The 3,062-nt window shown below is 43.2% G+C and carries 4 protein-coding genes; 1 reads left to right on the top strand and 3 read right to left on the bottom strand.

The window, feature by feature from the left end; all coding sequences use genetic code 11:
* Window positions 1-180: 180 nt before the first annotated feature.
* Window positions 181-537, bottom strand: a complete 357-nt coding sequence (locus NT178_18980; protein ID MCX5814600.1) for a hypothetical protein — start codon at window positions 535-537, stop codon at window positions 181-183.
* Window positions 538-1,096: 559 nt separating this feature from the next.
* On the opposite strand from NT178_18980, the gene NT178_18975 reads away from it, so the two are divergent.
* Window positions 1,097-1,795, top strand: coding sequence for a PIN domain-containing protein (locus tag NT178_18975; GenBank protein MCX5814599.1), 699 nt, complete (start codon window positions 1,097-1,099; stop codon window positions 1,793-1,795).
* A 5-nt stretch (window positions 1,796-1,800) separates the two neighbouring features.
* Here the strand turns inward: NT178_18975 and NT178_18970 are convergent, their stop codons facing one another.
* A complete protein-coding gene (locus tag NT178_18970) occupies window positions 1,801-2,136 on the bottom strand; it encodes a hypothetical protein (protein MCX5814598.1) in 336 nt (111 codons plus the stop codon).
* Between the two features lie 16 nt (window positions 2,137-2,152).
* Window positions 2,153-3,062, bottom strand: a 910-nt coding sequence (locus NT178_18965; protein ID MCX5814597.1) for a hypothetical protein, incomplete at its 5' end; no start/stop codon positions are given.

Here is a 3,062-nt window from a genome sequence, read left to right as displayed (position 1 = left end):
TTACATTCCTCAGTCTTTTTTGCTCTTTGAGACGTGCCGCTTCTGTCATGCATCCTCCGCTTTCAATTTCGTTGCCTGCTTGATATTTTACCGTGTATTACTGTTTTTGAGTTGTACAAATCCCAACAAAGAAAGCCGGGTTGTTGCAAAGCTTTTTCGCTTTGCTAACCCGGCTTTATACTACCGTCGGCCTTTGGACATATGCGACTTGCAAAACTTCTGCAGCGCATCTACATCACCGATCTGAGCCTCTTCCATTGCTTGCGCTAAGGCGATGTATGGAGCATTCTCCAGTTTGCCGTGGTAATCCTTAAAGGAAAAGCTCGAAAAAAACTCTGTCCCGTCGCTGAGCGTAACCTGACCCCATGCGCCGAAAGGCTTTTCTGTATCAGGTTCGTAAGCCGTTCCGCGGATACGCATAACATCACCGTTTTTGACGAGCAAGCCTGATTCGTGACGCAGTCTTCCGTCAACTTTTGGCGCCGTTTCTGTTACCCCTGCTGCCTTTTTTTTGAAAATACTGAGTATGTCTAACATATCCCTCTCTCCTTTGTTTTTGATTTTTTAATGTTTATGTGTTTTTTGTTTTTGATATGTTGGCGAACGGCTGTCCTTGATGGCACCCGTACAAGAATTAAAAGTGGTTTTCGGACAATCCTACTAAAATATTATCTGCATATGTATTAATTCCCGGGGCAAGAACAGTAACAATCAAATGATATGATAAACGGAAAAGGTGCAAAAAATAGGCTGGATGTTTGTTTGGTTTTTTTGTGGGGCAGCATACTCTCGATAAGCGGATGAGTACCACAGACTTTACTTTTTACTGGCTGTTAATATGCCGGTATATTAATCCGTGCTGGATTTAGTTTCTTCTCTAATCGGCAGTCTCTGGAACCCCCATAAAATAAATGTAACCAGAAATGTCACGGTATTGAAATTCTGAGTTATAATATAATTATAGGGAGAGGTAATTTGCGGCCCCCTGTAAGGATATATATGCAAACAACAGGAGCAAAATGAGAATAAACAATTTTTCAAAAAGCCTTCCTTGCCGCTGGCTGAGGGAGGGTATACACAAAAAAAGGAGTATACTATGGCTAAAACTTATGTTCTCGACACTTCAGCTTTAATAAACTATCCCGATATAATCTCAACCATTAAAGGACACAACGTAGTGATCCCCGGCGCAGTCATAAGACAGCTCGACTATCTCAAAAACAGCAATGATGAGAGCGTTGCCTGGTGTTCCCGCAGGGCATCTCAGAGTATAGAGCAATATCAGAGAAAGAACAGAGTAACGATCATGAGTAACATGGGAAACGGACTCGTGGATATGCTTCATAGCGGTGCTGATAATCAGATCGTAGCAACAGGTAGATATCTGAAGAATCAGGGTCGTCATGTATGCCTGCTGAGCACCGACAGAAACATGAGGATCGCTGCAAGAAAGTATGGAATGGCGGCAGAGACCGGTGATGACAGGGAGAGAAAGGTAAGGATCTGGATGTTTATAACCTGTGTGGTCTTTTCGATTCCGATGCTTTCGATAATTGCTATAATATTACCTTCATTTATGACCATACCAGCGTTAAAAAACGCTGTTGATACTCTTACAATAACTATGGGTTTAGGCTTTGCGATCACCGTCATACCTCTTATGATAATGGGGTGTTATTGTGGAAGCGGACCATGCCATAGTATAGATGATGATGAGAATGTTATGACCAGCCCTTTTTACTCTTCTTGCAAAGGCAATATATATTACGCTATCTATCATCAGAATGATAGATAGCTGTTCTACTGCTCCGGCTCAGGTGTTTTTGAATAATGATATACGCTTTTTGCTTCGAATATTGTATCTCTCGTGAAGTTTATTGTAACGATAGGTTTTTCTATATACGCAAAAGGATTGAAAGAATATAACGCGAGATTGGCATTATCAACAAAGTAATCCAGCGCCGACTCTGGTATAGGAATAATCACTTTCTCCTGTAGGACGATAGCTATCCCGCCCTCCATGAGAGAAATATAAATGTCTTCGTCTTTTAAATCTTCTATAGATTTCTCATAATCACCATCTATCAGGCATATAAAACCATTTTCCACAACTAAACACTTCATGACTTCCAGCATATATCTCTCCTTTTGTTTATCTACCCTTTCCACGTGGCGGTTTCGGTTTAGCATTAACCGTTTTAGTTTCTGCCGGAGGTGACGGTGTTTTAGCATGATTCGTTTGCCATGTCGGCTTCTGAAATCTCCAGCTTGAAACTTCTTTCACGCTTCTGCCAGCCCCGGCTGTTTGATTAAGCATTTCCACGCCTTTGTTCGCTGCGCCTACTCCTATAATCCATGCTACTCGTTCATCCGTCAATTTGGTAAGATCATCTTTATCATTCAGCCCTACCCCACCAGCCGTGCCTTTGAACTCCTTTTGGTAATCCATATTAAATTTATGTTCAACACTTGTCGACTGCCCCGTTTTGTCAGTTTCATGTAACACCTGCCCCGACTGTCCACTGATCCTGTTAGCCGCAAACCCACCTTTCTGTATCTCGTCGTGGCTTAGTTCTTTAAAATTGCTCACCTGCCCTACCCCGCCCGGTCCAGACTCGTACTGCCCTACACCGTAATGTTTACTCTCAGCACCATCTTCTCCGGTTGTCGTTCTTACCGTAGACACCCTTCCCGTATTGAGATTAGTATAATCAGCGGCAACCTGTTTGCCCGTTGCAGGGTCGCTATGCCATCTTCCGTAGAACATTTCTTGTTTACCGGTTTCCGGGTCAGTATCTTTGAATACTCCCGTTCTGGTATTAGAATTCTCAGTTACTCCCTGATATCCTGCCCACGACTTTGTCCCTTTCTGCGACAGGTTGAGGGAGGTATCTTCTCTTACCGCCTTGTTTCCTGTCCATGAATCATATCCATGCTTGAACGTGGTCATCGCATTGGTGTCCCTCTGGTCGAGCCTTGATGAACGTCCTCCCTGTGTTGCCGTCACATTCGATATATTCCCTGCCGTATCCTTTTCAATAGCAAGCGATACAGGACCGTTT

Source organism: Pseudomonadota bacterium (genome assembly GCA_026388255.1).
Taxonomy (GTDB): domain Bacteria; phylum Desulfobacterota; class Syntrophorhabdia; order Syntrophorhabdales; family Syntrophorhabdaceae; genus JAPLKB01.
This window is presented reverse-complemented; position numbering and strand designations above follow the sequence as displayed.